Origin of the sequence: Actinoplanes sp. M2I2, assembly GCF_023544445.1 — a bacterium.
Classification (GTDB): domain Bacteria; phylum Actinomycetota; class Actinomycetes; order Mycobacteriales; family Micromonosporaceae; genus Actinoplanes.
In genome coordinates, this window is record NZ_JALPVJ010000005.1 from 133481 (window position 1) to 157857 (window position 24377).

Annotated in this window: 20 protein-coding genes; 12 read left to right on the forward strand and 8 right to left on the reverse strand. The window is 72.5% G+C overall.

Annotated elements, in window-relative coordinates:
* Nucleotides 1–5: 5 nt before the first annotated feature.
* Both HJC40_RS11570 and HJC40_RS11575 read right to left on the reverse strand, forming a co-directional pair.
* Nucleotides 6–1316 (reverse strand): FtsX-like permease family protein, encoded by a 1311-nt coding sequence (locus HJC40_RS11570; protein ID WP_250000888.1) that lies wholly within the window; start codon nt 1314–1316, stop codon nt 6–8.
* 1 nt (nt 1317) lies between these two features.
* Nucleotides 1318–2043, reverse strand: coding sequence for an ABC transporter ATP-binding protein (locus tag HJC40_RS11575; RefSeq protein ID WP_250000889.1), 726 nt, complete (start codon nt 2041–2043; stop codon nt 1318–1320).
* Between the two features lie 303 nt (nt 2044–2346).
* On the opposite strand from HJC40_RS11575, the gene HJC40_RS11580 reads away from it, so the two are divergent.
* The gene (locus tag HJC40_RS11580) at nt 2347–3111 is read left to right on the forward strand and encodes an SGNH/GDSL hydrolase family protein (protein WP_250000890.1); all 765 of its coding nucleotides are present in this window, start codon (nt 2347–2349) and stop codon (nt 3109–3111) included.
* Nucleotides 3112–3266: 155 nt separating this feature from the next.
* Here HJC40_RS11580 and HJC40_RS11585 read toward each other — a convergent pair whose 3' ends face one another.
* The 3 genes from HJC40_RS11585 to HJC40_RS11595 all read right to left on the reverse strand — a co-directional run bounded on the left by HJC40_RS11585 (nt 3267) and on the right by HJC40_RS11595 (nt 7049).
* Nucleotides 3267–4454 (reverse strand): glycosyltransferase 87 family protein, encoded by a 1188-nt coding sequence (locus HJC40_RS11585; protein ID WP_250000891.1) that lies wholly within the window; start codon nt 4452–4454, stop codon nt 3267–3269.
* Nucleotides 4451–5860, reverse strand: coding sequence for a polyprenol phosphomannose-dependent alpha 1,6 mannosyltransferase MptB (gene mptB, locus HJC40_RS11590; RefSeq protein WP_250000892.1), 1410 nt, complete (start codon nt 5858–5860; stop codon nt 4451–4453). Before mptB ends, HJC40_RS11585 begins: the two co-directional genes overlap by 4 nt.
* Before the next feature lie 115 nt (nt 5861–5975).
* Entirely contained in the window at nt 5976–7049 is a 1074-nt protein-coding gene (locus HJC40_RS11595) for a type III PLP-dependent enzyme (protein ID WP_250000893.1), read from the reverse strand.
* 191 nt (nt 7050–7240) lie between these two features.
* Here HJC40_RS11595 and HJC40_RS11600 point away from each other — a divergent pair, with 191 nt between their 5' ends.
* On the forward strand, nt 7241–8179 hold the full coding sequence (locus tag HJC40_RS11600) for a helix-turn-helix domain-containing protein (RefSeq protein ID WP_250000894.1): 939 nt from the start codon (nt 7241–7243) through the stop codon (nt 8177–8179).
* A gap of 28 nt (nt 8180–8207) precedes the next feature.
* Here the strand turns inward: HJC40_RS11600 and HJC40_RS11605 are convergent, their stop codons facing one another.
* The 3 genes from HJC40_RS11605 to HJC40_RS11615 all read right to left on the reverse strand — a co-directional run bounded on the left by HJC40_RS11605 (nt 8208) and on the right by HJC40_RS11615 (nt 13218).
* Complete coding sequence (locus HJC40_RS11605; RefSeq protein WP_250000895.1) at nt 8208–11768, reverse strand: S8 family serine peptidase; 3561 nt, start codon at nt 11766–11768, stop codon at nt 8208–8210.
* A 132-nt stretch (nt 11769–11900) separates the two neighbouring features.
* Complete coding sequence (locus tag HJC40_RS11610) at nt 11901–12617, reverse strand: hypothetical protein (RefSeq protein WP_250000896.1); 717 nt, start codon at nt 12615–12617, stop codon at nt 11901–11903.
* A complete protein-coding gene (locus tag HJC40_RS11615) occupies nt 12610–13218 on the reverse strand; it encodes an RNA polymerase sigma factor (RefSeq protein WP_250000897.1) in 609 nt (202 codons plus the stop codon). Before HJC40_RS11615 ends, HJC40_RS11610 begins: the two co-directional genes overlap by 8 nt.
* A gap of 56 nt (nt 13219–13274) precedes the next feature.
* Here HJC40_RS11615 and HJC40_RS11620 point away from each other — a divergent pair, with 56 nt between their 5' ends.
* The 10 genes from HJC40_RS11620 to HJC40_RS11665 all read left to right on the forward strand — a co-directional run bounded on the left by HJC40_RS11620 (nt 13275) and on the right by HJC40_RS11665 (nt 24357).
* Nucleotides 13275–14480, forward strand: a complete 1206-nt coding sequence (locus HJC40_RS11620; protein WP_250000898.1) for a hypothetical protein — start codon at nt 13275–13277, stop codon at nt 14478–14480.
* Between the two features lie 196 nt (nt 14481–14676).
* Nucleotides 14677–16647 carry an endo-1,4-beta-xylanase gene (locus HJC40_RS11625; RefSeq protein WP_308200885.1) on the forward strand — a complete coding sequence of 657 codons (1971 nt, stop codon included), beginning with the start codon at nt 14677–14679 and terminating at the stop codon, nt 16645–16647.
* Between the two features lie 172 nt (nt 16648–16819).
* The gene (locus HJC40_RS11630; protein WP_250000899.1) at nt 16820–17122 is read left to right on the forward strand and encodes a hypothetical protein; all 303 of its coding nucleotides are present in this window, start codon (nt 16820–16822) and stop codon (nt 17120–17122) included.
* Nucleotides 17123–17354: 232 nt separating this feature from the next.
* Entirely contained in the window at nt 17355–18131 is a 777-nt protein-coding gene (locus tag HJC40_RS11635) for a hypothetical protein (protein ID WP_250000900.1), read from the forward strand.
* Between the two features lie 9 nt (nt 18132–18140).
* Entirely contained in the window at nt 18141–18524 is a 384-nt protein-coding gene (locus HJC40_RS11640; RefSeq protein ID WP_250000901.1) for a VOC family protein, read from the forward strand.
* 125 nt (nt 18525–18649) lie between these two features.
* On the forward strand, nt 18650–19366 hold the full coding sequence (locus HJC40_RS11645; RefSeq protein ID WP_250000902.1) for a hypothetical protein: 717 nt from the start codon (nt 18650–18652) through the stop codon (nt 19364–19366).
* Nucleotide 19367: 1 nt separating this feature from the next.
* Nucleotides 19368–21248, forward strand: a complete 1881-nt coding sequence (locus HJC40_RS11650; RefSeq protein ID WP_250000903.1) for a CHAT domain-containing protein — start codon at nt 19368–19370, stop codon at nt 21246–21248.
* A 109-nt stretch (nt 21249–21357) separates the two neighbouring features.
* Nucleotides 21358–22161 carry an ATP-binding protein gene (locus HJC40_RS11655; RefSeq protein WP_250000904.1) on the forward strand — a complete coding sequence of 268 codons (804 nt, stop codon included), beginning with the start codon at nt 21358–21360 and terminating at the stop codon, nt 22159–22161.
* Nucleotides 22158–23654, forward strand: coding sequence for a hybrid sensor histidine kinase/response regulator (locus tag HJC40_RS11660; RefSeq protein WP_250000905.1), 1497 nt, complete (start codon nt 22158–22160; stop codon nt 23652–23654). Before HJC40_RS11655 ends, HJC40_RS11660 begins: the two co-directional genes overlap by 4 nt.
* Before the next feature lie 112 nt (nt 23655–23766).
* On the forward strand, nt 23767–24357 hold the full coding sequence (locus tag HJC40_RS11665; protein WP_250000906.1) for a type II CAAX prenyl endopeptidase Rce1 family protein: 591 nt from the start codon (nt 23767–23769) through the stop codon (nt 24355–24357).
* Nucleotides 24358–24377: the final 20 nt, after the last annotated feature.

Genomic DNA, 24377 nt, shown 5'->3' on the forward strand with positions numbered 1-24377 from the left:
CCGGCTCATTCGGGCGCCAGAACCCGCGGGACCTCGTTGCGCAGGGCCAGCGCCGTCGGCACCATCGTCGCCACCAATACGAGGAGAAGGCCCAGCCCCGCGATCGCCAGGGACGGCACCACTCCGGCGGCGGTCCACGTACCGGCCGCCCAGGCGCCGATCACGCTCGTGACCCCCACCGCGAAGCCGCCCAGCAGCACAGCCGTGCCCACATAGATGACCGCCTCGGCCGCGGCCGCGGCCAGCACGACGACCGGCGTGCCACCGGCGGCGACGATCAGCGCCAGCTCACGGTCCCGGCGCCGGCTGGACATGAACACCGTGGCCACCGCGCCCAGCACAGCCAGCAGCAACGGTCCCCCGATCAGCAGGACCACCGTGCCGGTGGACAGGGAACCCGACGGCGCCCCCACCGCCCCGTTGGCCGTGTAGAGGCCCCCGGCCAGGGCCACCGCGACCATCAGGGGGCTGATCGTGGCGGTGCTGCGACCCACATTGGCCGCCGTGCTGTTGCGGGCCAGGAACCACGCCGCCGACGCGGTGGCGGGCAGCAGCGAGGTCCAGGCGCGTACCAGGCGGGCCAGGAACAGCGGCCCGAACGCGGCCAGCACCCCGGCGATCAGCGGGCTGATCACCATCAGCGGGACGGCGATCGTGTCGAGGCCGGTGCCGGGAAGGGTGGCCACGATGACGGCGACGACCGCCGCGGTGGCCAGGCCGCCGATCCAGCGGGCCACGGTCATCCGGCGGTCGGGCGGCTCGACCTCGCGCAACGACTGGATGGGCGGGGTGTGCGCGGCCCGGCCGGCGCCGCGGAAGCCGCCCAGGGTGATCACCACGGCGACGAACAGCACCACCGGCACGGCTCCGGCCGGCGTGAACCTGGGGTCGAGGGCCGCCAGCTCGGGTGAACCGGCGAAGGCGTACCGGGAGAGGGGCCGGAGGATCGGCAGGGCCAGCAGGCAGCCGGCGACGCCACCGAGCAGGGACACCGTGAACAGCTGGGTCGTGACGACCAGGCGGACCCGGCCCGGGCTCAGACCGACGAGCTGCCACAGAGCGTACCCGCGCTGTTGCAGGGTCACCGTGAGGTTGGTGACCGCGCCGACGACGATGAGCGCGGTGACCAGGGTGAAGGCCGCGACGGTGCCGCTGAGGCCGTAGAGGGCCAGGGCTTCGGTGCCGCCCGCGGCGACGGCGGTCTGGATGTCGCTCGCCACGACCGCGCCGACCAGGGCCGTGGCCGTGGCGATGAGCAGCGCGCCGAGCCAGATGCGGCGGTTGGCGACCAGGTCGCTGACGATCAGGCGCAACATGTCAGGACGCCCCGGCCACCGCGGCGAAGACGTCGTCGGCCTTCGGGTGGATCAGCTCGCGGTGGATGACCCCGTCGCGCAGCACGAGCACCCGGTCGGCCCGCGCGGCCGCCTCCAGGTCGTGCGTGACCATGACGACCGAGCGGCCCTCCCCCGCCCGCGCGACGCCGGCCAGCAGGTCGAGCACCTGCGCGCCCGACTCGGTGTCGAGCGCGCCGGTCGGCTCGTCGGCGAAGACGAGATCGGGGCGTACGGCGAGAACGCGGGCGATGGCGACCCGTTGCTGCTGCCCTCCGGACAGCGCGGACGGCCGGTAGCCGGCCCGCTCGGCCAGGCCCACCTCGGCCAGGGCCCGGTCGACGTCGGCGGCGGAGATCTCCCGCCGGGCCAGCCGGGCCGGCAGGGCGACGTTCTCGCGCGCGGTGAGCGACGGGATCAGGTTGTACGACTGGAAGACGAACCCGAGGTGGTCACGGCGCAGCTTGGCGATCGCGCCGCGGCCCAGCGAGCCCGTGTCGCGGCCGAGGATGCGGACCCGGCCGGTGGTCGCCGCCTCCAGCGCGGACATGCAGTAGAGCAGCGTCGACTTGCCCGAGCCGCTCGGCCCGACCACGGCCAGGAACTGCCCGGGCGGCACCTCCAGGCTGATCCCGCGCAGCACCGGCGTGGCGCCGCCGGCGGCCGGGAACGACTTGGTGAGGTTGTCGACCTCGACGAGGGGGCTCACGTGGCTCTCACCAGTTGATCTAAACCGCTGCTCCGGGGCAACGGCCATGCCGGCATCCGCTGTCCGCGCGTCCGTATGCGGAGGAAACGGCGGCAATACCCCGGCCGTGTGGGAAGCGTCATGCCGGCGCGGCACCCCGCCCGACGGCGTACCGTCCCCGATCTCCATGGTCATGCCGCCCACCCTGGCCGCCGGAGGTGCGCGACGCATCAGTACGACGACTAGGAATGACTTCGCCGCGTCTTCGCCGGACGGTCACGGCTATGTGACCCCGCGCACGCACAGCCCGTCCACAGTGAGCACATGATCCGCTTTGCGGCCCTGGGTGATTCGGTCACCAGCGGGTACGGCGATCCGATGCCCGGCGGCGGCCGGCGAGGGTGGGCGGCGCTGCTCGCCGCGTCCCTGCCCGACGGCGCCGACTTTCACAACCTCGCCGTCAGCGGCGCTCGCATCGGCGATGTGGCTGAGCGTCAGCTGCCGGCTGCCCTCGACCTCCGCCCACATCTGGCCAGTGTGCTGATCGGGATGAACGACACTCTCCGCGGCGATTTCGACCCCGTCTCCCTCGGCCGTTCGCTCACCGGCATGGTGGCGACCCTCACGGCGGGCGGCGCGACGGTGCTGACCGCCCGTCTGCCCGACCCCGGCCGCATGTTCGGCCTGCCCGGCGTGATCGCCCGCCCCTTGGGCCGGCGGATGGCCGCCCTCAACGAGGTCCTCGACGAGATCGCTCTGATTCACGAGACGGTTCACATCGATCTGGCCGAGGCGGCCTACGCCCGCACCCACTGGAGCGTCGACCGCCTGCACCCCTCCGAGCGAGGCCACCGGCTGCTGGCACACACCTTCGCCTGCGCCCTCCGCGCGGCCGGCCATCCCGTACGCCTGCCGGACCTGGAAACCACCAACCCGGAGCCCACGGTGCGGGAGAAGGTCTGGTGGATGGCCACGCAGGGCAACCGCTGGCTTCTGCGCCGCTCCACCGACCTGCTCCCCACCCTGGCCCGGCTGGCCGCACACGAGTGGCTGGCCGCCCGCCCCACCGCGATGCGCGTCACGGACTGATTCCTCCGGCCCGGCCGGTGCGGCGGCAAGGATCGATGATCAGTTGCCCGGGCCGGCACGAAAGTCAGGGCCGTCACAGGGGAGCGAGTCCGGAGGCCGATCCGACCCCCCTGAGGTACGAAGCTGACGTGAAGTGGTCCGGGCGTCGGCGAGGATCAGTGACGTTCCGTGAGCAGCTTGGGCGGTGACACAGCTGCGGTGGGCTCCCGGAACGGGACGGCCAGCAGGAGGCCGATGCTGATCCAGACGTACGTGTTGCTGCCGATCGCGGCCAGGAGGCCGGAGCCACCCGACCACCACAGCCACACCACGCTGCTGCTCAGCACCACATAGACGGCGGCCAGCACGCCCAGGCGGCGGCCGGAGCGGTCGCGCACGGCGGCGTCGGCCAGCAGGAACAGGGCCGGGAGCAGCCAGACCAGGTGGTGCACCCAGGTGACCGGGCTGATCAGGCAGGCGACGATGCCGGTGGCGGCGAAGCCGGCCGCGTGGTCGGGGGCCGCCCGGCGGTCGTCGCGCAGCAGGCGTACCCGCAGGAACCAGCACGCCAGGACCAGGGCGACCGCCGCCGGCCACCATGCCGGGGGCAGGTCGAGGCGGGCCACCACGCCGCGCAGGGACTGGTTGGAGACGTATTCGAGGCGGCCGACGCGGTCGGTGTCCCAGAGGGTCGCCGACCAGAACTGGGCCGAGGTCGAGGGGGCGACGAGCGCCGCCAGCAGCGTCGCGCCGGCGGCGGTGGCGATCGCGGTGGCGGCGGCGCGGTATTGGCGGGTGACGATCAGATAGCCGATGAACACGGCCGGGGTCAGCTTGATCGCGGCGGCCAGGCCGATGCCGACGCCGGCCCAGCGACGGCCGGTCGTCAGCGCGCGCAGGTCGACGAAGACCAGCGCCAGCAGGGCCAGGTTGACCTGGCCGAAGCTGAAGGTGTCGCGGGCCGGCTCGAAGACCAGCACCGCGAGGAAGACCAGCGAGCCGGCCAGCCACACCGGACCGCCGTGCCGGCGCACCACCGGCACCAGGAACCAGCGCAGCAACAGCACCACGGCGGCGGCGTTGACCACGATGCTCAGCGCGACGGCGACCGGCCAGCTGGTCAGCGCGAGCGGGCTGAGGACCACCGCGGCGAACGGCGGGTAGGTGAAGCCGTACTCGGTGTCCTGATAGAGGAAGTCGTAGAGTTCGCCGCCGTCGAGCAGCCACGACCGCACGGCTCCCCGGTAGACCCCGAGGTCGAAGAACTCCCGGAAGGTCGGCACGGTCACCAGGAACACGCCCACGGCGAGGGCCGTCAGGGCCACGATCAGGACCTGGGCGTACGGGCTCCGCAGGCGGCTCATCGGGCGGCCCGCACGGTGACGAGCCGGGCGGCGGCGGGCGCGGCGGCCAGGCGTACGCCCAGGAACGCCGCGCCACCGGCGAGCGCCCCCAGGGTGGCCAGCAGGAACTCCCCGGCGTCGACGGCGAAGCCGTCGGGCAGCACCACCAGCGCCAGCACCGCGCAGGTGGCCGCCAGCGCGCGGCGGACCCAGCGGTGACCGGCCGCGGCGGCCAGCGGCACCAGGCCCCAGATGAGATACCACGGGCGCAACGCCGGGCCGAACGCGACGACCGCGATCAGCACGACTCCCAGCCCGTAGAGCGGGCCCAGGCGGTCGAGGTGGGTCCACACGAGACCGGCGACGATCAGGATGGCCAGCACGCCCAGCCAGCGCCACAGGCTGAGGACGAAGAGCTCGCCGACCCCGTCCTCGCGCAGGAGGCGGGCCGTCCAGCGGCCGAGCACGCTGGTCACGGACAGGTTCTGGGGCGAGATCGGCGTGTCCAGGGCGGCCACCCAGCCGTAGCCGGTGCCGGCGATCTGGGTGACCAGCGCGGTCGCCGCCGCGGCGGTGGCGCCCACCGCCGCCGTCGCGCGCAGCCGGGAGAAGCGGCCGTCGAGCCGGGCGGCCCAGATGACGGCGACCGCCAGCAGGCCGAGGGCCGCCGGCGCCTTGATCAGCGCGGCCGCCACGACCAGCAGGGTGGCGACGATCGGGTGGCGCCGGATCGCCGCGGCCAGACCGGCGGCCAGCAGGCCGACCATGAGGGCGTCGTTGTGCGCGCCGCCCACGAAGTGGATCAGCACGAGCGGGTTGAGGACGGCCAGCCAGAGCGCCTTGTCGGGCCGGACCCCGGCCTCGCCGGCGAGCGTCGGCAGGACGTACGCCAGGAGGGCGAGCCCGGCGACGGCGAGCAGCCGCATGACGATGACGCCGGTGAGCAGATGGCCGCCGATCGGAGCGGTGACCAGGTGCGAGAGCAGCAGGAAAACGGGACCGTACGGGCTCGGCGTGTGCTGCCAGATGGCGGGCACCTGCTCGGCGAAGAAGCCGCCCAGAGCCGACGGACCGGCCCGGTAGACGTCGAGCCCCTGGCCCAGCATGAGCCCCTGGGCCAGATAGCTGTAGACGTCCCGGCTGAACATCGGCGGCGCGATCAGCAGCGGCGCGGCCCACAGCGCCAGCGTCCACCAGATCGCCCGGAGGTCCCCGGCCCGGCTCAGCCGGCCGAGCCACCACCAGGCCGACAGCAGCAGCGCGAGCCCGCCGTAGACGGCGACCAGCCCGATCCCGACGTGCTTGAGGCCGGCGAAGAACGGGATGCCGACCGGCAGCGCCCCGGCCCCGAGCCCGCCCACCGCGATCAGACAGGACCCCACGAACCCGGTGGCACGCGCCGGCGTGCGGCCGTGATCTCTCGACACCGCAGCACCCTGTCAGTGAAGGGTGTCGCTGCGGGGACGAGTTGCCGTCCCCCAAGTGACGTCCCGCTCACCACCTGACGGCCCGGGCCGGCCGGAGCACGGCCCGGGCCGTCGGTCAGGGGGTGATCACCGTGCGCAGGGGCGGGAGCCCGTTGAATCCGACCGAGGAGTACGTCGCCGTGTACGCGCCTGTCCCCAGAATGCGGATCACCTCGCCGGCCGCCAGGTCCAGCGGGAGATCGTAGGGGGCGTGCTGGTACAGGATGTCGACGCTGTCGCAGGTCGGACCGGCCAGGATCACCGGGCCGGCCGGGCCGTCGCGGGCGGTCGACAGCTCGTACTGGATGGCCTCGTCCTCGGTCTCGGCCAAGCCGCCGAACCGGCCCACGTCGAGGTAGACCCACCGCGGCTCGTCGTCGTACGACTTACGCGCGACCAGCACCACCTGCGTGTGCAGCACCCCGGCGGGCGCCGCGACGTACCGGCCCGGCTCGATCATGAGCGACGGCATCGACCGGCCGAAATTGCGGACCACGGCCGCGCGGATCGCCGCCGCGTACGAGGCGATCGGCGCGACCGGCGTCCGATAGGGGACCGGGAAGCCGCCCCCGGCGTTGAGGATGCGCAGGTCGATCCCGGACGAGGCGAGCGCCGAGAAGATCGACGCGGCGGTGGCGATGCTCGGCTCCCACCGTTCCGGGTAGAGCTGCTGCGACCCCACGTGGAACGCGATCCCGGCCGGATCGAGCCCGCGCAGCGCCGCCACTTTCATCAGGTCGACCGCCATCTCGGGCACGCACCCGAACTTGCGGCTCAACGGCCATCGGGCCCCCTGGCTGGAGGCCAGCACCCGGCAGAGCACCGAGGACCCGGGGGCGTGGGTGACGATCTTGTCGAGTTCGCCTTCGCTGTCGAACGCGAAGAGACGCACTCCACGGGCGTACGCGTACGCGATGTCCTCGTTCTTCTTGATCGGGTGGCCGTAGCTCAGGTCGGCCGGGGACGCGCCGGCGGCCAGGCAGAGGTCGATCTCGGCCCGGCCGGCGACGTCGAACCGGCATCCGGCGTCGACCAGCGCTCGGAGTAGGGGCAATTCGGGGTTGGCCTTGACGGCGTAGTGGATGTGGGCCCCGGCGAACGCCTCGGCGATCTGCTCGTACTGCTTGCGAGCCACGTCGACGTCGATCACCAGGCACGGTGTGGGGGGTGCGCCGGCCGAAGTCGCCGGCTGCCTTGTCTCATCTGCGGTCACTGTCATGGCTGCGGTGTCCTCATCGATGACGGGGCAACGACGACACTCAGCGTACTTCCATCGATGCTCTACGTGTTTGCCGGACATCGACATCGTGAAAGATTCAGAACGCTCATTACAGTTGCCCCGTGTCCGACCTGCTCTCCACACCGGAGCAGCACGCCTACCGCCTGCTGGTGCGGATGGCCGGGGCTGCGCCGACGGATCTCGCCGCGCAGGCCGGCCTCGGTACCGACGAGGCCTCCGCGCTGCTCGAGGCCCTGCACCGTAAGGGGCTGGCCACCCCCGGGCCGCTCTTCCACGCCCTGCCGGCCGACGTCGCCCTCGGCGAGACGCTGCTGCGCGAGCAACAGTCCCTCGAGTCGGCGCGGCAGATGGTCGCCTCGCTCAGCGAGGAGTATCGCTCCAGCACCCGGCGCCGTGACTCCGATCACCTGGTCGAGATCGTGGTCGGGGCCCGGGCTCTGCGCCACCGGCTGCGCGAGATGCAGGACTGCGCCCGCACCGAGATCCTGTGGTTCTGCCGGGCCAACCCGATCGCCATGCAGGGCCCGGAGAACGACGAGGAGTCCGGGGCGCTCGAGCGGGGCGTCCGATATCGGGCCATCTACGAGCGTGAGCTGCTGGAGAAGCCCGGCGAACTGGACAGCATCGTCGAGGCGATGCGGCTCGGCGAGCATTCCCGGACGCTGCCGGTTCTTCCCGTACGGCTGGCGATCGCCGACCGGAATCTGGCGATCTGCCCGTTGGTGCCGGACGCCTCCCGGGGAGTCGGGGAGCCCACCGCGGCGCTGATCCGCCCCAGTGAGCTCCTCGACGCCCTGGTCGCCCTCTTCGAGAGCTACTGGGAACGCGCGACCCCGTTGCGGCCCGACGGCAGCGAGGAGGAGCCCGACAAGTTGCTGCTGTCGCTGTTTGTCGCGGGATTGCCGGACAAGTCCATCGCGACCCAGCTCGGGGTCAGCCGCCGGACGGTCCAGCGCCGGCTCGACCGGCTGATGGAGTTGGCCGGCGTGGACACCCGGGCGGGCCTGGCCTTCCAGGCCGCCCGGCGGGGCTGGCTGTAGGCCGGCCACCGGTCCTCGGCGAGCGGCCTCATGATCGGCCGTAGGCGCGGATCACGGTCTGGGTGACCGCGTTGCCGGCCCTGTCCGAGGCGGTCACCCGCAGCGACACGGTTCCCTGACCGGCCGGCACGAGCACCGCCGGACCGACGGCGAGAGCGGTCCTCCAGGTCCGGCCCTCGTCGGCCGAGGTCTCGACCTTCACCCGCTGCGCGTTCGGCACCTTGACGCCGAGCAGGTGCGGTCCGGTCACCCGGGCCGGAACGGTGTAGCCGACCTGGAGCAGCGGCACCGGGCCCGCCGCCCCCGAGCGGAAGGTCCACTCGGTGGCCGTCGATGTTCCGTAGAGCCACTCGTCGCCGGTGCGACTGGTCGTCATGGCCAGCTTGTAGGTCGCGTTCCCGGCCGGCACCGGCACGTCCTGCCAGCCGTTGGGCAGCGAGGCGATCTCGGCGCCGTCGCGGTACAGCGTGGCCGGCGCCGAGTCGACCAGGTAGTGCCGGTCGGTGCTGTCCACGTAGGACGCGACCCGCAATTTCAGCGTGTCGCCGTCGCGGGTGCTCCGGTGACCCGCCGGCGTGGCCGGCCGGACGACCGGCGCGTACCAGGTCTCCGAGGAGGTCCCGGCCCGCGGGTACGAGACCGCGTCGTCCTGGATCCCGCCCTGCAGGCTGCCCAGGTCGTTCCACGGGAACTCGTGGTGGACCTGGTGCTGCCACACGGTGTCGCCGGTCGACACCCACTCCTCGCGCACCGACGGCGTCCGCACCTGGCGGCTGGTGTCGTTCCATGCGTACTCCTGGACCGGACGCCAGCCGAACCGCTGTTCACGGATCCAGTCGAAGCCGCCGTTGTCCGCGTACCGCGTGGTGATCCGGTAGGAGTTGGCCGCGGTCACCTTGTGCACGATGCCGTTGGGCACCTGACCCTTGGAGACCTGGAAAACGTCGTACAGGTAGGGGCTGCTGGTGGTCAGGGTGAGCGCGATGCTCGCGCCCGGCCGGGCCGCGCGGGCCAGGATCCGGCGACCGTCGTCGTTGGCCACGAGCGCGGTCGGGATCGGCATCCGCGACTCGCCGCTCGGGTCCCACGGCTGCCAGGCGCTCTGGTCGGCCGGGACCACGACCAGGGCGACCGCCGCACCGGCCTCGGCCGCCGCCCGCGAGGACCCGTCCGGGTCGTCCGACTCGATCACGACCGCCTTGCCCCGGACGTTGCCGCCCAGTCCCTTGACCAGGGCGAAACGGCGGGTGCCGGCGTACGCCGGGGAGAACACGCACAGGTTGATGTCGAGGTCTCCGGTCACGCCCGGGATGTTCGCCCGCACCATCGGGGCGACCAACTGCCAGCGGGACGAGAACTCGTAGCTGCCCTTGCGGAGCTTCGCCGTGGGCGTCACGTTGATCTTCTGCACGGCGCTGAAGTGCATGAAGCCGTTGATGACACTGCGGCCGCGGCCGGTGACCCGGTGCACGTAGTAGCTCTCCACCGTCTGCTGCTCGGCCGGCTTGGGCGTCTCGATGCGGATCGGCCTGGCCGTACGGGCGTCGAGCACCACCGTCAGGTCACGGTTGACCTCGAGCTCGGGGATGGTGATCAGGGTGGCCTGCTCGTCGAGCGGCACGCCGTCCTGGATCAAGGCGTCCACCAGGTAGTCGCCCTCGCTGAGCGAGAACGTCTTCTCCTGGCCGGGCTCCAGGAAGTTGAGGACGTCGTAACGCTGCTCGTCGCCGAAGGCCTGCAGCACGGGCACGGCGGTGGGCTGTCCGGCCCGGTCGACGGCCTTGAACGTCACCAGGTGACGCGGCTGGTCGAGGGTGCCGCCGATCGCGGTGGTGATCTTCACCCCGGCCGGCCCGGTCGCGGTGAGCCAGCCGCTGAACGGGCCCGGATCCGCCGTGGCGGCGTCGTGGGTCAGGGTCACACCGGCGGTGCCGCCGGCCGGCACGGTGACCGTGGAGGCCGACAGACCGACCTCGGCCACGGTGTCGCCAAGGCTCAGCGTCACCGCCGCGGCGCCGGTGTTGGTGTACGTGACGGTCCGCGTGGCCCGGGCCGGCGTCTCGTCGATCGCGCGCAGCCCGAAGTCGGCGACACCCGTGCCGAAGACCTTCTGCGTGGTCGCGCGGGTCAGGTCGACCCGGCCCGAGCCCTGCGCGTAGACCGAGGTGCCGGCCGTGGTCTTCGCGGTGCTGATCAGTTCGTCCTTGATCTGGGCGCCGGTCCAGTCCGGGTGCTGCTGGGCCAGGATCGCGGCCGCGCCGGCCACATGCGGGGTGGCCATCGACGTGCCGTTGGCCCCCGTGTACAACTCGTCGACCGGCTCACCCATCGAGGTGCCGGCGGCCCGGGCGGCGACGATGCCGACGCCGGGCGCGGTGATCTCCGGCTTGAGCCCCTCGTCGCCGGAGCGCGGGCCCCGGCTCGAGAAGTCGGCGATCCGGTCGGCGCGGTCGACCGCGCCGACGGTCAGCGCGGCGCGGGCGGCGCCGGGCGAGCCGACGGTGTAACTGGCGCCCGCATTGCCGGCCGCCACCACGAACAACGCGCCGGTCGAGGAGCTCAGCTCGTCGACCGCGACGCTCATCGGGTCGGTGCCGTCGGTCGGGTCGCCGCCGAGGCTCATGTTCACGACCTTGGCGCCGGACCCGACGGCCCACTCCATGCCGGCGATGATGCCCGACTCGGAGCCCGAGCCACCGTCGCCGAGCACCTTGCCGATCAGCAGCCGGGCGCCGGGGGCCACGCCCTTGCGGGTGCCGTTCGACCCGGCGCCCGAGCCGGCGACCGTGGCCGCCACGTGCGTGCCGTGTCCGAAGTGGTCACCCGTGTCGGCGCTGTCGCTGAAGTCGCGGGCCTCCAGGACCCGGCCGGCCAGATCGGGATGGGCCTGGTCGGCTCCCGTGTCCAGCACCGCGACCTTGACGCCGGCGCCGTCGAGGCCGGCCTTCCAGGCGTCGGGCGCGCCGATCTGCGCGGTGCTGCGGTCGAGCACCGCCTCGACCGTGCCGTCGAGCCAGATCCGGTCGGTGGCCGCGCTCCGGGCGCCGGGTGCGGCGCCGGTCCGGGTACGCCAGAAGGCCGCCAGGGAATCCTTGTCGGCCCGCACGGCGACGGCCCCGATGCTGGGCAGCTCGGTGCCGCCCGGGGCGCCCAGGGCGCGGGCGGTCGCGGCGCTCTGAGCCGACGTGACGATCAGCGGGAGGACCGGGGTGGCGGCGTCGCCGTATCCCGAGTCGACAAGGTGCTGAACGTCGAACAGCTCGGCGTCGACGCGGCCGTCGGCGAGCAGCGGCACGGCGTCGCTGGGGACGACGCGGACGCCGCCCCCGGTCTCGGTCGTGGAGAACGTGACGTGCTCGCGGCCGGGCCCCGGCCGCACCGTCGCCGCGACCCGGCCGTCGCCCGCCGGGGCGAGCTGGACGACGTCGCCGGTGACGAGCGTGATCGCCCGGGCCGCCGCAGGGGTGGCGGCGCGGGCGGGCACGGGTGCGGCCGGGGTGGCGCCGGCGGGCTCTGGCGGGAGCCCGACGACACCGGCCCCGATCAGGACGCCGGCCAGACCGACTATGAGGCTCTTGCGTGGCGACAAGGCCGACTCCTTCGCGTGGTGATGACACGCATTTTGAAGTCGGCCGGTGCCCCACCGGGAGACCCGCGCGCTGCCGCAGAGACGACATGGCGCGATGTGGACAGCCGGGGCTCCCCGGGTGAACAGAGTTGATCAAGACAGCGACAGCGCGGCCGCACGGGCGTCGTCGAGGCTGCTGAAGCCCTCGAGCCGGTAGGTCACCTGGCCCTGTTCCCAGATCAGGGTGGGGGTCGCCAGGCGCGCCGTCGCGCTGCGCTCGACCCCCGTACGGTCGATGTAGGTCAGCGTGTGCGGGCCGGGCAGCCAGATCGCCATGCCGCCGCCCAGGTCGACCCACTCGGCGTCCCGGGCCTGCTTGAAGAACGTGCCGGCCGAACCGGCGAACTGGTCGTAACGCACGCTCCCGCCGCGGTAGAGCGCGCTGACCACCCGGGGCACGCCGTTGCCGTCCGGGTCGGCGATCTCGACGCGTTCGGGCGGGCCCAGCGCGGCCGGCATCCGGACGACGAAGGGCGCCCTCTGCTCGGCCACCTCCAGGCTGACCGGGCCGGTCGAGGGCAGCGGGCTCGGGGACCCGGCCGGCGGCCGCGGAGCGTCCGCCCGGACCTCGATGCCGGCTATCCGGAGCACGTGGCCGACCACGTCGATGACGGCCGCCCGGGCCGGTTCGACCGCGACCACGGTGACCGCGACCGCCGCGACCGCGGCCGCGAGGAAGATCCGCAGCCGGCTCCGGCCCGGGGTGAGGCGCTCGCGGACGGCCCCGCGCTGGTCGGCCGCCTCGGGCACGTCCAGCCAGCTGTCCAGCTCGCGCAGTTCGGCGATGAGGTCGTCGTCGTGGTCAGGCACCGGGCACCTCCTCGGCCCGCAGGTGCTCGCGCAGCCGGGCCAGGGCCCGCGACGTCCGCGACTTCACCGTGCCCTTGGGCAACCCCAGCGCCGACGCCGTCTCCTGTTCGCTGAGGTCGAGCAGGAAGCGGCAGACGAGCACGTCCTGATCGCGGCGATCGAGCAGGCGCAGCCGGGCCACCAGCCGTTCGCGCCGCTCCCGGGCCAGCACGGTGTCGGCCGGGTCGGGCGCGTCGGGCAACGGCTCGGACGCGGACGCGGCGCGCAGGGCCAGACCGTCACGACGGCGGCGCGAGCGGTGCAGGTTGCGCGTCTCGTTGGCCACGATCGCGAGCAGCCACGGGCGGAAGCCGGACTCGCCGCGGTAGCGGGACAACTGCCGGTACGCCTTCACCAGCGCCTCCTGCACCACGTCGTCGGCGTCGTCCCCCGCGCCGAGCAGCACGGCGGCCCGGTGCGCGGGCACGGTGTACCGGGCGACCAGGATCTCGTACGCCCCCAGGTCGCCGGCCCGCGCCCGGCTCACCGCCGTGGCGTCGTCGATTCCGGTGTCCGCGCTCAGTTCGGGCTCCTCACCTTCGCACCGACACTGCACTGACACCGCGCGCGGCGAAACGGTTCCCGGAACCTGTGGCCGATTCGTGGTGTCACCAGACCATGACCACACGCCGCTCGTTCCTCAGGCTCTCCGGTGGCGTGCTCGCCGCCTCCGCCCTGGCCGGCTGCCGTGAGCGCGCAGCCGCCACCGTCCCGGCCTCCGTGCCCGACGTGCTGCTGGCCGGCAGCCGTGCCGGGATCGTACGGCTCAGCGGATCCGAGGTGCGCCCGATCGGCGCGCGGTCGGCGCTGAGCCGTGCCGGCAACACCGCGTACGTGGCCGGCGACGACGGCCTGGTGCGGCTGGACGCGGTGACCGGGGCGCCCATCCACAGGCAGGACATCGGGGGTGGATGGGCGCCCCGGGTGGTCGCCGAGTCGTCGGATCTGTGTGTCCTGACCACCTCCGGGCCGGCCGAGCCGCCCGCCGGCCGGGCGACGTCGGCGCTGATGGTGGCCGGGCCCGATCGGCAGCAGACCTTCACCCTGCCCGGTTGCGTCGAGCCGGACGCGTTCACGTCGGACGGCACGGGGCTGTTCGTGCTGGACTGGCTGCCGGCCGACCGGCCCGACCACTACCGCGTACGGCTTCTCGACCTCACCGACGGTCGCCTGCACCCGTTGCTCACGCGGGACAAGACGCCGGTGCCCCCGGGCGCCGAGGAGCAGATGCGGGGCCGCGGGCGGCAGGCCGTCTACTCCGCCGATCGGCAGACTCTGTACACGCTCTACACCCATCAGCCCGAGCACCAGCACACCCGCGATCTGGTCGGCGGCACGCGCAGCCACGTGCATGCCTTCGTCCACGTGCTGCATCTGACCGAGCGGTGGGCGTACTGCCTGGACCTGCCGGATCCGTTCGGGCACGGCCCGGCCGAGGGGCACGCGCTCGCGGTCGACGGCACGGACCTCGCGGTGCTGGACACGGCGTCCGGCACGATCGCCCGGGCGGACACCGGGTCGCTGACGATCGGGCGGACCGCCCGGATCCCGGCCGGCGGCGGCGGGGCGAGCCTCGAGTTCAGCCCGGGCGGGCGGCTGTTCGCCGCGGACGGCGCCACGGTGCACGTGCTGGACCGCGGCTCGGATCGGACGGTCGCCACGTGGAACCTGCCCGGCGCCGCACGAGGGCTGCGGCTCAGCGCGGACCGGACGCGGCTCTACGCCGGTGGTGAGAACGAGGTGATCTGGCTGGACACCACGGCGGGCGACCTGCGAGGACGGGCGCGGGTCGACGGACTGACCACCGTACTTTCCGTGCGTTAACCGAAAGTTTCGGTTTTCCTTCCCGTCGTGCAAGGGGTTTGACCTGGCAATAAAGAACCGGAAGTTAACGGTTGACTCATCTGTGGTCGCGCTCCCAAGATGGAGCACAACGACGATCGTCGATCGCGTGACGGCGGGCCGCTTCCACCGGCAGCCCGCCGTCGCGTACCCCCGACAACGACGAAGGTGAATCCCCGTGACCAGACGGATCCGTCCTCGATCCCTGCTTCTGACGACCGCGGCGGCGCTGCTGGCCGGTGCGGGCGCGGTCGCGCTCGCCCCCGCCGCGGACGCCGCCTCGACGCTCGCCGCCTCCGCGCAGCAGAGCGGCCGCTACTTCGGTGTCGCGCTCAGCGCCGGCAAGCTGAACGACGCGACGTACACCACGATCGCGAACCGCGAGTTCGACATGGTCACCGCCGAGAACGAGATGAAGCTCGACGCCACCGAGCCGAACCAGAACCAGTTCAACTACTCCAGCGGCGACCGCATCGCGCAGTGGGCGACCACGAACGGCAAGCGGCTGCGCGGTCACACCCTGGCCTGGCACTCGCAGCAGCCCGGCTGGATGCAGAACATGAGCGGCATCGCGCTGCGCAACGCCATGCTCAACCACGTCACCCAGGTCGCCACCCACTACCGCGGCAAGATCTACGCCTGGGACGTGGTCAACGAGGCGTTCTCGGACAACGGCGACGGGGCGCGGCGCGACTCCAACCTGCAGCGCACCGGCAACGACTGGATCGAGGCGGCCTTCCGGGCCGCGCGCACGGCCGACTCCGGCGCGAAGCTCTGCTACAACGACTACAACATCGACAACCCCAGCCACGCCAAGACGCAGGCCGTGCTGGCGATGGTGCGGGACTTCAAGTCGCGCGGCGTGCCGATCGACTGTGTCGGCCTGCAGGCGCACTTCAACAGCGGCAACCCGGTGCCGTCGAACTTCCAGACCACCATCTCGAACTTCGCCGCGCTCGGCGTGGACGTGCAGATCACCGAGCTGGACATCCAGGGCTCCGGGTCGGATCAGGCCAACAAGTACCGCACTGTCGTCAACGCGTGCCTGGCCGTGGCCCGCTGCACCGGCATCACGGTCTGGGGCGTGCGGGACAGCGACTCGTGGCGGTCCGGTGACACCCCGCTGCTGTTCGACAACTCCGGCAACAAGAAGGCGGCTTACACGTCCACTCTGGATGCACTCAACGCGGCCGGTCCCGGCAACCCGACGACACCGCCGCCGACCACCACCCCGCCGCCGAGCAACGCCTGCGCCAACGGCTACGTCGGTCTGACCTATGACGACGGTCCTAACCCGAGCACCACCACGCAACTGCTGAACGCTTTGCGCAGCAACGGTTTGCGGGCCACCATGTTCAACACCGGGCAGAACGCGGCGGCCAACCCCGGCCTCGTGGCGGCCCAGGTGTCGGCCGGCATGTGGGTGGCCAACCACAGCTACACCCACCCGCACATGCTCACGCTGAGCCAGGCCGACATGTCCTCCGAGCTGTCGCGCACCCAGACGGCCATCCGCAACGCGGGCGGCGGCACCCCGACGATCTTCCGGCCCCCGTACGGCGAGACCAACGCGACGCTGCAGTCGGCCGCCTCCGCGCTCGGCCTGCGCACGGTGACCTGGGACGTCGACTCGCAGGACTGGAACGGGGCGAGCACCGCGCAGATCGTGCAGGCCGCCTCGACGCTGACCAACGGCCAGCTGATCCTGATGCACGACAACTACGCGACCACCATCGCGGCGATCCCGCAGATCGCGGCCGGGCTGGCCCAGCGTGGTCTGTGCGCCGGCATGATCTCGGCGACCACCGGCCGGGCCGTCGCGCCCGACGGCGGCTCCAACCCGACGACGCCGCCGACCACCACCCCGCCGCCGACGGGTGGCGCCTGCACCACCACGTACGCCGAGGGCCAGAAGTGGTCGGACCGCTTCAACGGCTCGGTGACGGTGAACGGCGCGAGCAACTGGGTCGTCACCGTGACGCTCAGCTCGCCGCAGAAGGTCATCGCCACCTGGAACGCGGCTGTGACCTGGAACAGCGCGGGCAACGTGATGACCGCCCGGCCCAACGGCAGCGGCAACACGTTCGGCTTCACCGTCCAGCACGGCGGCAACTGGAACTGGCCGTCGCTGAGCTGCCGCACCAGCTGATCAACACGCGTGGGGGTGCCGTCGCCCGCACCCCCACGCTTCGACGCCTGCCTGTCAGGTTCGTCACCCGGCAGGCAGGCGTCGGCCGCCCGAGCTGGACCTTCGCCGGCCCGGCGTTTTGATCATCGGAGTGGCGTCTGTCCTTTCCTGTCCGGATCGGTACATTGGGCCCATGGCAACGAACTCACTCCGCGGCGCTCTGCTGCGGTCGTTGCCTGTTCTGCTCCTGCTGCTGACGCTGGGCCTGACCGCGCCGCAGACGGCAACACAGGTGCTCACCTCCGCGGGCGTCGGCCACAGCGCCTCCGCCGCGACGCCGGCCACGCCGGACTCCACTGCCGACACCCCGGCCACCGAGCCGGCCACGGCCGAGACCCGTACGGCCGACGCTGTCGCCGACCGCACCCGGGCTCTCACCGCGCAGCGCCCCGCCGGGGTCACCGGCTCGCGCGCGCCGCCTTTCCGCACAGCCTGATCACCCGCTGACGGCCCTCGGGGCCGCGCCGTGATCGCCGCCTCGCGCCCCTGACCGGCGCGGCCCCTCGCCTCCACGGCGTACCCCTGCGACTTCGCGCAGGTGATGACCCTCCCGGCCCCGCGTCCCTGGCAGACGCGAACCCGCGTCCCGGGCCGACGCAACCACGCGCCTCTCCCTGGGCGCACAGCCGACAATCGCGGACTCTTCGAGCGGACAGGACGACCTGGCGATGAACGTAGTTGCGGAAATGCTGCTGACCACCCCGGCCCCGGCGGCCATCTGGGCGACCCTCTGGATCCTCACCCTGCCCGCCATGCTGCTGCTGGCCAGCCCGCAGGCGATGCGCAACCCGTGGCAGACGTTCAGCGAGACCTTCAAGGTGCTGCGCGAGCGTGGCGAGAAGCGTCGCGCGACCGCCCTCGAGGCCATGGCGGCCACGCAGTTCGCCGACGAGGTGCGGGTCGCCGCCGACCGGGCCGCCCTCGCCGCCGAGCGCTGGCAGGAGCGCTGGGAGACGGCCTCCGACGAGGTCACCGAGGCCTGGCAGGCGTGGCTCGACGCCGACGCCCGGCTGCGCGGGCGCCTGACCGGTGCGGCCTTCGGCACGCCGTGGAGCGCCCAGACCCCCACCGAGTACGCGGCCCGCGAGCGCTTCCTGCACAAGTCGGTGCGGACCGCCGTCGCCAACGGCTGGCTCCCGGCCGCCGCGGTCGCCGACGCGCTGGCCGGCCGGGCCGGCTGGGACCCCCGTCTGCACCCGCTGGAGCAGGAGCTGGTCGTCGGCCGCGCCGCCGTCGGCCACCTGCGCGACCGCTACGAGCGGGCCGTGGCCGCCGAGCAGGCCGCCGCCCACGACGCCGAACTGGCCCGCCGCACCAGCGACAGCCTCCGCCAGGAGTCCTGGCTGGCGACGGCCCGCGCCACCGAACTGCGCCCCCACCTGCCCGCCGCCCTGACCGCCCCGGTGACCAAGGCAACCCCCGCAGTCACCCCCGCTTGGCGCTAACCTGCGGCCATGGCGACGCACTGGACCCTGGGCGGCGACGCCGCCGATCCGCACCGGCTGGCGGCCTTCTGGGGCGCGGCTCTGGGCTACCTGGCCGAGCCCGGCTACGACGATCCGGACGGCGCCTCCCTCATCGACCCTGAGGGCCGCGGCCCGGCAATCAGCTTCCTGCGCGTGCCCGAGCCCAAGCTGAGCAAGAACCGCTTCCACATCGACATCCGGGTGGCCGGCGAGCCCCCGTGGGACCCGGCCGACCGCGAGCGCCTGATCCGGTCCAAGGTCGCCGAGCTGACCGCGGCCGGCGCGACGACGGTCCGCGAGCACCACTACGGCGACGAGTTCGGCCACGTCGTGATGCTCGACCCCGAGGGCAACGAGTTCTGCGTGGCCTGAGATCCCGCCTTTCTTCTTCGGCACCCGGGTCATAACGCCCGAACGGTCTGTTGTGCACAGACAGCGCGCGGGTCAGGATGGGCCGACATCACCAGCGGTGACCGGAGACGACGGGGAGCGTGATCATGGGCACGGCCCGGAAGTTCAACAAGATCCTGCATGCCGAGCTCGATGTGAACGCGGCGTGGATGCCGGTGACGAACACGTTCGCGCTGGGCGACTACGGCGTGATCAGCGACGGCGTCTTCGTCAAGATGGGCAACATCGCCGAGTACGGGATCGACTTCACCGCCGCCTCCGGACCGCCGGCCAAGCTGCGCTTCCGCTCCGACGGCACCCGGGTCACCAAGTTCCTCGTGGACGCCGAGGTGCCGAGCATCCCGCAGATCAACGCCGAGGCCTCGATCCGGATCGAGTTCTCCCGCGCCGACTCGTTCTACATCGACGCGCCCGTCCTCACCGTCGACACCATCGAGGACGTCGCCAAGGTCGGCCGGGCGCTGCGCGAGACCGAGGGCTGGCGCCGCCGCTACCGGGTCGTCTGGTCCACGTACTCGGGTCAGGGCAGCACGATCATCTCCTCGCGCACGGCCGACTCGACCTTCGAGATCCACGCCAAGGCCGATGTCCTGCACCTGCTCGAGCTGGGTCAGGCCCAGGCCGGCATCACGCTCTCGGGCGACCGGGCCGCCGGGCTCGAGGTCGTCGCGGCGTCCGGCGTGATCGGTCTGCGGCTCTTCAAGCTGCGGCTGCTGACCGGTTCGACACAGGTCCTCCGGGCTCCGGACGACCCCGATCTCGTCGAGTACGAAACCGCCGAGGAGCCGGAGGACGACGTCTGAGATGCGTTCCGAGCTGATCGAGTTCTTCCGCTTCGGACGCAACGACACCGGCATGCTGCGCACCGACGACCGATACCTGCAGGCGCGCGGCAACGAGCCGGTGCGCGAAGTCCACATCCCCATCGACCATGGCGACTTCCTTGCCAAGATCGACAACCTCCGGTACGCCGTGGAACACGACAGCGACCGTCGCCAGGAGTCGCTGGACGAGCTCGCCGCCCTGGTGAGCGAGGTGCTCGGCCCGTGCGCCGAGCGGGGCGAGCCGGTCCAGATCGATCTGGTCACCAACGCGGCCGAGCTCAGCGCCCTGCCGTTCGAGCTGGCCGAGGGGCCCGGCCGCCGGCCGATCTTCGCGGTGTCCGAACCGCCGGTCGTGCTCACCCGCCGGGTACGCCTCGGGGCGTCCGGCCCGCGCCGGCTGTGGTGGTCGCATCCCCGGGTGCTGTTCGCGGCGGCCTCGCCCGCCGGCGCCGGCGACCCCGTGCCGCTGGTCGCCCACCGGAAGGCGTTGCGCGAAGCGCTCAACCCGTGGAGCGAGCCGTTGCCGGTACCGGGCATGGCCGACCCTCCGCGCGACGTCGACCGCATGCTCACCGTGATCGAGCGGGCCGGGCTCTCCACGATCCGGGAGGCGGCGCTGGCCGCGGTCCGGGAGGGCCGGCCCTACACCCACCTGCACGTCCTGGCGCACGGCTGCGAGGTCGGCACCCGGCACAAGCCCGCCTTCGGGGTCGCGCTCTTCGACGACGACGGCAAGTCCGTCGCCCGGGTCACTCCCGGGCAGTTGCGGGAGGCGCTCCGGCCGATCGAGCCCGGCTTCGTCGTCGTGACCCTCGCGGTCTGCGACGGCGGCAACGAGCAGAACAGCGTCTCCGGCGGCGGCAGCATCGCGCACGAGCTGCACGGCGCCGGCGTCCCGGTGGTGGTCGCCTCCCAGTTCCCGCTCACCTTCGCGGGATCCCGGATCTTCACGGAGTCGTTCTATCGCCGGCTGCTGGCCGGCCGGGACGTGCGGCTCGCCCTGCACGACGCCCGCAGCCGGCTGCATCAGGAGGGCGCCGAGACCGCCCACGACTGGGCCAGCATGGTGGGCTACGTCCAGCTTCCCGAGGATTACCAGGACCGGCTGTACGAGGTGGCGATGAAGGCCGAGTGGGCCTCGCTGCACACCGCTCAGCGCTGGTCCGACCGGCTGGTCCACGAGGGCATCACCGACCCGAAGGCGTACGACACGGTGGCCGACCTGCTCGGGCAGCGCATCGAGTCGCTGACCGGCTACGTCGAGGGCGAGGTGGCGGAGCCCGCTGTCGCCGCCCGGCTCGAGAATCTCGGCCTGCTCGGGAGCGCCCAGAAGCGGCTGGCCGAGCTGGCGTTCCGCCGGGCGCGGCTGGCCGGCAGCGATCGTGACGCCTGGCTGGCCACCGCGAGGGAGGAGCTGGAAAGGGCTCGCCACTGGTACCAGCAGGGCTTCACCGAGAACCTGTCGCACCACTGGCACGGCGTGCAGGCGCTCTCCCTCGAGGCCGCGCTCACCGGCCGGATCGCCCGCGTCGGCCAGTGGTACGCCGCCCGCGAGGCCGCCGAGCTCGACGACGACCTGTGGCGCGCCGCCTCGCTGGCCGAGGTGCTGCTGCTCAGCCCCATGGCCGGGCAGCAGCGCACGGTGGCCGGGGCCGAGGAACAGCTCGCCGAGCTGGTCCGGCGGGTGCGGGCGCAGACGCCGGAGGCCCCGTTCCCGATCGACTCGACGATCCGGCAGCTGGAACGCTACGCCGGGTGGTGGACCACCGGGCACGGCTACTTCCCGGGCGCCGCCGGGGATCTGGCCGAGGACGCCGGACAGCTGCTCCGCCGGCTCCGCGAGCTCGCCGCCGATCACTAGCGCGTCCCTGCCACCCCCCACGAATGCGGAAAGAGCTCACTTTTCGGGCAGACCGCGGGGTACGGTCGGAGAAACCGGGCCGGCGGGCGAGGCAGGCGGTGAGACGACGATGAGCACGGGACAGGGCTCCACCAACTGGCCCGCCGAAGCCGAGGTCCGCAGCCTCCACGAGGAGCTGGAGGAGCGGGTCCGCGATCTCGACGCGTTCGCGTACTCGGTCTCGCACGATCTGCGCGCACCCCTGCGCAGCCTCGAGGGGTTCAGCCAGATCCTGCTCGAGGAACACGCCGCGGGCCTCGACGACGAGGCCAAGCGCTATCTCGAACGTATCCGGGCCAACGTCGAACGGATGACCGAGATGATGGACGCCCTGCTCGATCTGTCCCGGGCGGCCCGGTCCCCGCTGCGCCGCGAGCACACGGATCTGAGCGCTCTCGCCCGCGAGGTCGCCGACGAGCTCGCCGCCGCGGAACCCGGCCGCTCGGTCCGGTTCGACATCGCCGACGGCCTGACCGCGCCGGGTGACCCCCATCTGATCAGGCTGGTGCTGCAGAACCTGCTGGGCAACGCGTTCAAGTTCACGGCCAAGCAGTCCGACGCGGTGATCGGGATACGCGGCGAGCGACAGGACGGCGTGGACGTGTTCGAAGTGCGCGACAACGGCGCCGGCTTCGAGGCGCGGCACGCGAACCGCATGTTCGATCCGTTCCAGCGGTTGCACTCGGCCGGCGAGTTCGAGGGCACCGGTGTGGGCCTGGCCATCGTCCGGCGCATCGTCGCCCGGCACGGCGGCCAGATCAGCGCCACCGGCCGACCGGAGGCGGGCGCCGTGGTCCGGTTCAGCCTGGCCCCGGGCGGCGCCGGCTGGGCGGCCTCCGGCTCCTCCGGCGAGCGCGGCAGCGTCGTACGATGACGTCCGACGAGGTCCGGGTGCTGGTCGTCGACGACAACGACGACGACGCCGTGCTGATCGGTCATTCGCTGGCCCGCGCCGGTCTGCCGGTGCGGTTGACGCGGGCCGAGACCACCGAGCAGGTGACGGCCTCGCTCGCCCAGCACCGGGTCGACGTGGTGATCTGCGATTACAACCTTCCCGGCGTACGGGCTGTCGACGTGCTGGCCCAGGTCCGCGAGCACGACGCCGATCTGCCGTTCGTGCTCGTCTCCGGGCAGGTCGGCGAGGAGACGGCGGCCGACCTGATGCGGGCGGGCGCTCGCGACTTCGTCCTCAAGGACCGGCTGACCCGGCTCGCCCCCGCGGTGCAGAGAGAGCTGCACGAGTCGGCCGAACGCCGCCGCCACCGCCGCATCGAAGAGCAGCTGCGCCAGGCCGAACGGCTCGACTCGCTGGGACAACTCGCCGGCGGCATCGCTCACGACTTCAACAACATCCTGGCGGTGATCGCCGGTTACGCCACGATGCTCACCGAGGAGCTCGGTCCCGGCCACGCCTCGCACGCCGACGCGCTGGCCATCGAGCAGGCGGCGGCCCGGGGCAGCGGCCTGACCCGGCAGCTGCTCATCTTCAGCGGCCTCGAGCCGTCCCGCCCCGAACTGCTCGACCTGAACGTGGTGGCCACCGACATGCAACGGGTGCTGAACCGCACGCTCGGCGAGGACATCGAGCTCACCACCATGCTGTCGCTCAACCTGCCACGCATCACGATCGACCGGAGCAAGCTGGAACAGGTCATCATGAACGCGGCGCTGAACGCCCGCGCCGCGATGCCGTCCGGGGGCCGTCTGACCCTGTCGACCGAGCTGATCCGCGAGACCGGCCAGGTGTGCCTGTCCATCGTGGATAACGGTTGCGGCATGCCGCCCGAGGTGGCCGCGCGGGCCTTCGAGCCGTTCTTCACCACCAAGGGCCGCGGCCGGGGCACGGGGCTGGGCCTGGCGACGGCGTACGGAGTGGTGAGTGACGCCGGCGGCTCCATCACGCTCGACTCCCGTCCGGACGAGGGCACGACGCTGCGCATCTGCCTGCCGCCGGCCGAGATCGCCGCGCCCGCCTCGACGCTGGTGAAGCGGCCGGCGGCCCCCTCGGGCCGGGTCCTGGTCGTGGAGGACGAGGACGGGGTCCGCGACATCGTCTGCCGCATCCTGCGCCGGGCCGGCTACGAGGTGCACGCCGCGGCCGATCCGGCCGAGGCGCTGCGCCTGGTCCGCGAGGACCACCTGCACATGGACGTGCTGGTCACCGACGTCATCATGCCCGGCATGTCCGGCACCCAGCTGGCCGCCGAGCTGCGCCGGGCCCGGCCGGCCCTGCCGGTGCTGTTCATGTCCGGCTACACGAGCGGCTCGGCTCCCGGCGGCGAGGAACTGCCGGCCGACGCTCCCCTGCTGCACAAGCCGTTCCAGGCCGAGAACCTGCTCAACGCCCTGCACGCCGTCCTGGCCTGACCGCACGCCGACCTGTCCCGGTCCGTCCCGACGGCTGGGCGGTTGCTCCTGTGCCGGAACCGGTCATGCGCCGGTCGCATGCCGGCCATCTGGCGCACCTAGCGTGACCGGCGTGAGGCCGGCCGAGTATCTGCTGCTCTTCTTCGGACTCGTCGGGGTCCTCATCGCGATCGACGTGCCGGGCGGACCGATCCCGGTGCTGCTGGTCGCGGGCGCGTTGATCGTCGTCTACCTGCGACGGCAGCGCGTCAGCCTCACCGGGAGCCTCGACCTCAGGGGCGTGGTCGGGCTGTGGGCACTCGTCTCCGTGCTGACGGTCGCCGCGATGGCCGTCTTCGACCGCGACAACCTTTTCGTGCTGCCGCGCGAGAACCCCGGGCTCTGGCTGCTGATCATCGTGTTCTACCCGTTGGTCTCGGTCTATCCGCAGGAGCTGATCTATCGGGCCTTCCTGCTGCACCGGTACGAGCCGGTGTTCGGCACCGGGAAGCGGGCGGCCGCCGCCAGCGCCGTGGCCTTCGGCTTCGCGCACCTGCTCTTCGGCAACGTGATCGCGGTCGTCGCCACCGTCGCGGGCGGCTGGCTCTTCGCGCGCCGCTATCAGAAGACCGGCTCCCTGCTCGTCGTGTCGATCGAGCACGCGCTCTACGGCATCACCATCTTCACCGTGGGCCTGGGCCAGTACTTCTATCACGGCGCCTGAAAGGCTCCACCGGCCGGCTT